Raw genomic sequence first — 7,686 nt, 5'->3', positions numbered from 1 at the left:
AGACAACAAAGTGCGAGCAGTATCATCAGCCTTTACGCAAGCCGCACCGATATGCACGCTATCATCGCGCAACAAGTGCTTGATATCAGAGAGTGAACAAATTTCTGATATCATTTTTGGCACCAGGACATCAATTTCATCATCCATAACACTCGGCATAAACACACTAAAATCGGCACCACTTCGCCTCGCAGCAAACGCATTCTGATGACGCTGTTCATATTTTTGCAGTATCTGCGCAACACTCGTCAACAGAGCATCGCCTCGATCTCGCCCCAATGACTCGTTAACTGCACCAAAGTCGTTAAGTTGCACTAAGACCAGACTTCCTTTTGCTGTGTGCTGCTGTGAATCCAGCTCTGTCTTTAAACGCCCATCAAAACCTTCACGGTTACTTAGGCCGGTAAGTGTGTCAACAAAAGATGCCTGACGCAGGTCCTCGATCAAATTTAATTGCTCTTCAAACACCCCGCCAAGCTGCCTGGCCATATCATTCATCGCATCGGCAACGCCTGCAAGCTCTCGGAATACAGGATGAGGAGCCCTAAAATCAAAATGGCGATGACTCATTTCCTGTGCATGAAACTGAAGCTGTTTTAAAGGCTTTAACACACCAGCTAATAGCCAACGCGCTGCAAATAAGCCGAGCACCAAAATACTTAGAAACCAAATTGACTCAGAACGAATCACTTTCCACAATTCAAGGTAGGCGTAACCAGGATGACTCTCTACCACAATCGTGCCCAACTGTTTCCAACCAGCTACAACTTCTGCACTTTTGGCAGGGGCCTTTAGATCAAGCAGAGAGACAAACCAGTCAGGGACAGTATCAACAGTTAAAGAGTTAGCGCGCACGACAATGGCGGCACCGTTCAAGTCAAAAAAAACAATTTTTCTGTAGTCACCACTGTCGAATATCGTGTCAACAATTCGCGCTGCCGCCACGCGATCTTGAGCATCTATACTCGTCGATAATGACAAGCCCAAAGAAGTAGCAGCATCCTGTGCATGGGACTGCAATTGATTCTGCAAATAGTCACGCATGGTGGTGATATTCAGCGTAAAGCTTCCAACCAACAACAACAGCAACATAATGCTAATATAAGCAAATAGTGTCCTTTGTAAGCTAGGACCCTGATTTGTCAGGCTATGACTATGCCTCATGATTAGGCCTCACTTACTTTATCTCCATCAGTATCTTCATTGGTGTCTTTTTATTAGCAAAGCCCAAGTATAAAAACGACCCGACCTCTTTCACCACAGAAATCATAATGGCCAGCCTGTAGGCATTGCTTCCATATAACAATAGATCAACTTACACATCCTGACATTTTTTGACGATAAAAACCTCCATATTCAGGGGATTATGCTAAATTATGTAGAGACGATTCGCGTTTACAAAAAGAATTCTTCCATTAGGATCAAGGAATGGCTCAGGACAACCAACGAGAGAAACTTAAACAACTGTTTGCAAAACGAGTTACGACGCAAGCCAGAGTTGTATTAGATGTCTATCAAAAGTGCAAACTCTCCTCTTGGGAAGACCTGGATCGCACTCAAGATTTAAATGATGCGAGTGAAAAACTAGAGCGTTTTGCAACCCGCTTTGAGATGTCTCGCCAGGAGACTTCGGCACGAAAAATTAACCAGCTACTGAGCAATGTTAACCCTGAAGCCCCGCTTTCGTTAGACAGCCAACAAAAAATTGAGTCCTTTATTCAGGAGCTGAATGAGTGCACTTTGCGAAAGAGTGATACCGGAGGGGGGCGAAGCGACACCTCGCACTCGAATCCACGTACTTTTTTACGCACTCCGATTTACCTCGCGCTAAACAACACCGAGTACGCTAACCGCATTATTAATCAGCTGGAGTTCTTTGGTTTTCGTTCAATCAACTTCAGTGATGTTGATGATTTTGTTCACGCAGCTAAGCAGGATAAGCCAGAGACCATCGTAGCCGATGTAGATTTTGGCGGGCATAAGCTTGCTGGCATCGATGCCGTTCAAGTAATCCAGGAGTCTCACGAGACAACTATTCCAGTTATTTATGTTAGCGAGAGCACTGACGACATTCAGACCCGGCTAAAAGCATCGCGCACAGGCGGCGAAGAGTTTTTTTATCGAGCCATCGACCCTGGCCAGCTAATAGAAAAAATTGAGCAATATACGCACGCCAACATTCAGGACCCATACCGTATTCTGGTAGTCGATGACTCTAAAGCACAAGCAAAGTACATTGAGAATATATTGCACAAAGCCGGCATGATTCCTCACATCATTACCGAGCCGATGGATATCCTGGTAGCCTTGGCGGATTTCCAGCCTGAGATAATTATCATGGATATGTACATGCCAGGCTGTACCGGTATGGAGCTAGCCCGAGTGATACGCCAGCAAGACAAGTTTCACAGCGTACCTATCATTTACCTCTCTGCAGAAGATGACGTCAACAAACAGCTACACGCGATGAGTCTTGGAGGCGATGACTTTCTAACGAAACCTATCGACCCGAAACACCTCATCGCCACGCTGCGAAACCGAGGCCGAAGAGCTCGATCCCTTTTGGCACTAATGATTCGCGATAGCCTGACCGGGCTTTACAATCATACCCATACTCTACATTTGCTAGAAATTGAAGTTGCTAAAGCAGCGGAAAGCGAACTACCTGTCTGTTTCGCAATGCTCGATATCGACTACTTCAAAAAGATTAATGATAACTACGGCCACCCTATTGGCGACCGCGTACTGAAAAGCCTTTCTCTTTTCCTTAAACAGCGGCTACGTAAAACAGACCACATCGGTCGCTATGGTGGCGAAGAGTTTGCCATCGTACTGCCAAATACTTCTGAACGCGATGCTAAAACTATTCTTAACGAAATACGTGAACGCTTTGCAGAATTACCACAGCCCGCCGGAACCGGCACATTCAATGTCACCTTTAGTTGCGGCATTGCATTAGCTGACCACGAAAACGCTCAATCCTTATGTGAAAAGGCTGATCATGCCCTATACGAAGCAAAGAGAAATGGACGAAATAATGTCCGTTGCTACAATACAGAACTGTAAGAAAACCTGCTTGTAAATAACGCAATATATGGGCAAACTAGCCACTATATTGTAGATAAAGTGTCATAAAAAGAAACTACACTTGTAGACATTTCTCACGGCACTTAGAATTAACTTTCTCTTTCACATGTTTTTACGAGCATCGTCTGATTATGGCTAGCATACTGGTACTTCATGGCCCAAACCTAAACCTTTTAGGCACCCGCGAACCCGAAATTTACGGCTCAGAAACTCTCAATGATATCAACTCTCGCTTAAAAGCCTGCGCCAAGAATAACAATATCGCGCTCAACACGTTGCAAAGCAATGCTGAACACGAACTTATCGAGCGCATACATCAAGCTAAGCAAGATGATACTCAGTTTATAATTATTAACCCTGCGGCATTTACGCATACGAGCGTAGCAATCCGAGATGCTCTACTAGCGATTGATATTCCTTTTATCGAAGTACATTTATCAAATGTTCATGCTAGAGAAACATTTCGCCATCATTCTTATTTCTCTGATGTCGCATTAGGCGTCATCTGCGGGCTGGGCAGCTTAGGTTACGATGCTGCGCTCAGCAAAGCCCTGCAGGCGCTATAAACCTAATACAGGAATTGTTATGGATATTCGAAAAATCAAAAAGCTGATCGAATTAATCACCGAGTCAGATGTAGAAGAACTAGAGATTAAGGAAGGCGAAGAGTCCATCCGCATCAACCGTCGCAAGCATGTTGTCGCCGCACCAGCAGCGGCCCCAGCACCCGTAACGTCTGCTTCAGCACCTATCACAGAAACATCCACTGCAAGTCCGGCACCGGCGAGCACCTCTAGTGACCAGACAATCAATGCCCCTATGGTCGGCACCTTCTACAAGGCGCCCTCACCTGACTCCGCCCCATTTGTTGAAGTTGGACAAAGCGTTAAGGCTGGCGATGTCTTGTGCATCATTGAAGCAATGAAAATGATGAACCAAATCGAGGCAGACCGAAGCGGCGTTATTCAGTCGATAGAAGTCAGTGACGGAGAACCTATCGAGTTCGATCAGATACTATTTACAATTGCATAAGGCTCGCAGGTAACACTGATGTTAAAAAAAGTTCTAATCGCTAATCGTGGCGAAATAGCCTTACGAATTCTACGCGCCTGCAAAGAGATCGGTATTCCTTCGGTCGCCGTACACTCCAAGGTTGATAGAGACCTTATGCACGTTCGCTTGGCAGACGAGTCAGTTTGTATTGGTAATAACAGCCCTGTCGAGAGCTACCTCAATATACCTGCAATAATCAGCGCCGCTGAAGTGACCAATGCTGTTGGCATTCATCCTGGCTACGGTTTTCTTGCTGAAAATGCTGACTTCGCAGAACAAGTCGAAAAGAGCGGCTTTACCTTCATTGGCCCCCCTGCCAGTGTCATTCGCTTAATGGGGAATAAAGTTTCAGCCATCAAAGCCATGACAAAAGCCGGCGTACCGACGGTTCCTGGCTCCGACGGCCCGATCACAAATAATCAAGATCGAACCAAAGCTATTGCACGCAAAATTGGCTACCCGGTTATTATCAAAGCAGCCTCAGGTGGTGGCGGCCGGGGTATGAGAGTTGTTAACGACGAAGCTGAACTACTCACCTCGATTCAGCTAACACAGTCTGAAGCCAAAGCCGCTTTTGGCGATGACACCGTTTACCTTGAAAAATTTCTCGACACACCCCGGCATGTCGAAATCCAGGTACTTGCAGATAACCATGGCAATGTCATTCACTTAGGTGACCGTGACTGTTCACTGCAACGAAGACACCAAAAAGTTATCGAAGAAGCCCCTGCACCAAATATTAACGAGGAAGCCCGACAAGCCACGTTTGCCGCCTGCGTAAAAGCCTGCAAAGATATCGGCTATCGCGGAGCAGGAACATTTGAGTTCTTATACCAGGATGACAGTTTCTATTTTATCGAAATGAATACCCGAGTACAGGTAGAGCACCCTGTAACAGAAATGATAACAGGCATTAATATCGTTAAAGAGCAAATTAGAATTGCTAGCGGCCTACCACTTTCAGTCTCTCAAGCTGAAGTAAATCTTGAAGGCCATGCGATAGAGTGCCGCATTAACGCTGAAAATGCTCAAACCTTTGCACCGAGCCCCGGCTTAGTTAAACAGTTTCACGCGCCCGGTGGCATGGGAGTCCGTGTCGATTCGCATTTATATAGCGGCTATCGTGTACCTCCATTTTACGACTCTTTAGTTGCCAAAATCATTTGTCATAGCGAAAACCGTAATGCGGCGATGAACCGTATGACAAACGCACTTGACGAGCTAGTCGTAGACGGAATTGACACAAATATTGACCTTCACCGCAAGCTACTTTCCGATAGCGGATTTCGAGAGCTCGAATTTAATATCCATCATCTGGAAAAGAATATCCTTTAGTTTCATCTAATGTATTTCATTCCCGACTATCAGGAAGTCACTGACTTATGAACTGGATCCAAGTTAAAGCCAATATATCTCCCGCCATCGCAGAAGCTCTCGAAGAAGGCTTGCTCGCGGCGGGAGCCAGCGCAGTGACTCTCGAAGATGCTCAAGACCAGCCAGTGCTAGAGCCCGAACGGGGCACAACGCCGCTTTGGGAAGAAACGATCGTCACCGGGCTGTTTTCTGCCGATGAGGACCAAAAAGCTATTAGAGCCATCACTGAAAGTGTCTTCACCAATCTTTCAGATCAGACCTTCCCTGAATTGCGTTTTGAAATATTGGAAAACGAAGACTGGACGCGTAAATGGATTGATAACTTCAAACCCATTCAGTTTGGTCGCCGCTTATGGATATGCCCAAGCTGGCATGACATTCCTGAGCCAAACGCTGTCAACCTGATGCTCGACCCTGGCCTGGCTTTCGGCACTGGCACACACCCCACAACTGCACTTTGCTTAAAATGGCTAGATGCTTATGCGCTAAACGATGACGGCCTAAACAACAAAACTGTCGTAGATTTTGGCTGTGGTTCCGGAATACTGGGCTTGGCCGCATTATTACTCGGCGCCAAATCGGTGGTTGGAATCGACAACGACCCTCAAGCTTTGCTGGCTACCCAAGACAATGCCAAGAGAAACGAGGTCGAAGCTCAGCAGTTCCCGGTCTATCTTCCAGAAGATAGCCCTAAAGACCAAGTAGACCTGGTTCTGGCTAATATTCTTGCTCAACCACTGCATGACTTACGTAGCAATATTGCCGCTTTAGTTAAACCTAAAGGAAAATTAATTCTATCTGGAATTCTTGAGCATCAGGCAGCTGCGCTAGTTCACGACTATGAAGAATGGTTTGAAATGGATAAACCTCAGCTAGAGGATGGCTGGGTATGCTTGACCGGCACAAAAAAAGACTGATAATAGCCTTANAATAATTCAGGAAAAACACACACGATGAGCAATCAGCGACTGACACAATGCCCGCACTGTAAGGCTTCGTTTAAAGTCTCTGAAGAACAATTAAGTGCTGCCAACGGCAGAGTTCGCTGCGGCGCCTGCATGAACATCTTCGATGCAATTGCCTATAGCTTGTCCGATACTGAGAAGCAAACAGCAAACAAGCCTTCTCCTGAACCCTCCGAAGACCAACAAAGTTCAGCTATCGACCTGGAAGATAGTCTACTAGAGTCTGAAGATAAGCTATTTGCCGATAACCCTGAAGAAGATCTGCATGAACCCGGCTACTCAGGCAGCGCCGATGGCTCTGATGAGTTTAGCACCTCTTTCCTGGAACTAGATTCCGCAGACAACAGTGACCCTTACTCAACCAGCTTTAAAAAACTTGACGATACCTTTGTTTCTGAAGAGAGTGAAGAAATCATCGACGAAAGCTGGACTCAGGAAATCCTCGAAGATATTCAAGATGAACAAGGTAAACAGAAGGTAGAACCAACATTCTCCGCTTCAGCTATAGAGCAGGCCTCAGTCACACAAGCTGAGACATCGACTGAATCAGCCTTCGGAGAGCCCGGGAGCGGTTTCTCTGAGACTTCTCCGTATGAGAAAATTGAATTTCAATACGACCAGGATAGCCCCAATAATAGACATTGGCTTGTCAGTTTATTATTCATTCTCGCTAATATATCGCTCATCGTAATACTGCTAGGGCAAGCGGTATGGTTTCACTATGAAAAGCTCGCCAAGTACCCTAAAGTTTCTGAGTTATATGAGCTAGCATGTGAACACTTATCTTGCACATTGCCAAAGCTTGAAGATATCGAAAAAATTAAAAGCAACAACCTCGTTGTCAGAAGTCACCCCACTCAACGCAAGTCCCTCATAATCGACACCGTGATAGTGAATGAAGCTGCTTTCAATCAAGCGTTCCCCGACTTAGCTCTTTATTTTTCAGACATAAACAAAAATATCGTTGCCCAACGCTTATTCCAAGCGAAAGAGTATTTGTCTGGCGATCTAGCCAGCTGGCACGAAATGCCAAGTCAGCAGCCAATTCATATTTCACTCGAAATCGTTGACCCAGGAAAAGAAGCGGTTAACTACTCTCTAAAGTTTTTCTCCCCTCAACCCTAAGCTCCAAGGAACAAGACATAGATCAATTGTCAACCAATAAGAGCAAAATATAACCAAAAAAAGCCACCTTTTTTGCTTTTAC

The 7,686-nt window shown here is 45.6% G+C and carries 7 protein-coding genes; 6 read left to right on the top strand and 1 reads right to left on the bottom strand.

Translation table 11 applies throughout. From position 1 onward, the window contains the following. A partial coding sequence (locus tag A3756_RS16920; protein WP_156490549.1) for a LapD/MoxY N-terminal periplasmic domain-containing protein occupies positions 1–1,164 on the bottom strand: 1,164 nt, incomplete at its 3' end. 264 nt (positions 1,165–1,428) lie between these two features. Between A3756_RS16920 and A3756_RS16915 the strand changes: the two genes are divergently transcribed. The 6 genes from A3756_RS16915 (at position 1,429) to A3756_RS16890 (ending at position 7,604) form a co-directional block, all read left to right on the top strand. Then, positions 1,429–3,066, top strand: coding sequence for a diguanylate cyclase (locus A3756_RS16915; RefSeq protein WP_068554034.1), 1,638 nt, complete (start codon positions 1,429–1,431; stop codon positions 3,064–3,066). Between the two features lie 152 nt (positions 3,067–3,218). Continuing rightward, positions 3,219–3,653: a type II 3-dehydroquinate dehydratase gene (gene aroQ / locus A3756_RS16910; RefSeq protein WP_068508593.1), complete on the top strand. Its 435-nt coding sequence runs from the start codon at positions 3,219–3,221 to the stop codon at positions 3,651–3,653. Between the two features lie 19 nt (positions 3,654–3,672). Then, on the top strand, positions 3,673–4,119 hold the full coding sequence (accB, locus tag A3756_RS16905) for an acetyl-CoA carboxylase biotin carboxyl carrier protein (protein WP_068512191.1): 447 nt from the start codon (positions 3,673–3,675) through the stop codon (positions 4,117–4,119). A gap of 18 nt (positions 4,120–4,137) precedes the next feature. Further along, positions 4,138–5,475: an acetyl-CoA carboxylase biotin carboxylase subunit gene (gene accC, locus A3756_RS16900; protein WP_068512188.1), complete on the top strand. Its 1,338-nt coding sequence runs from the start codon at positions 4,138–4,140 to the stop codon at positions 5,473–5,475. Positions 5,476–5,522: 47 nt separating this feature from the next. Next, positions 5,523–6,431, top strand: a complete 909-nt coding sequence (prmA, locus tag A3756_RS16895) for a 50S ribosomal protein L11 methyltransferase (RefSeq protein ID WP_068554032.1) — start codon at positions 5,523–5,525, stop codon at positions 6,429–6,431. A 36-nt stretch (positions 6,432–6,467) separates the two neighbouring features. After that, positions 6,468–7,604 (top strand): DUF3426 domain-containing protein, encoded by a 1,137-nt coding sequence (locus tag A3756_RS16890; protein ID WP_068512182.1) that lies wholly within the window; start codon positions 6,468–6,470, stop codon positions 7,602–7,604. The last annotated feature ends 82 nt before the right edge of the window (positions 7,605–7,686 follow it).

Source organism: Oleiphilus sp. HI0086 (assembly GCF_001635225.1).
This window is presented reverse-complemented; position numbering and strand designations above follow the sequence as displayed.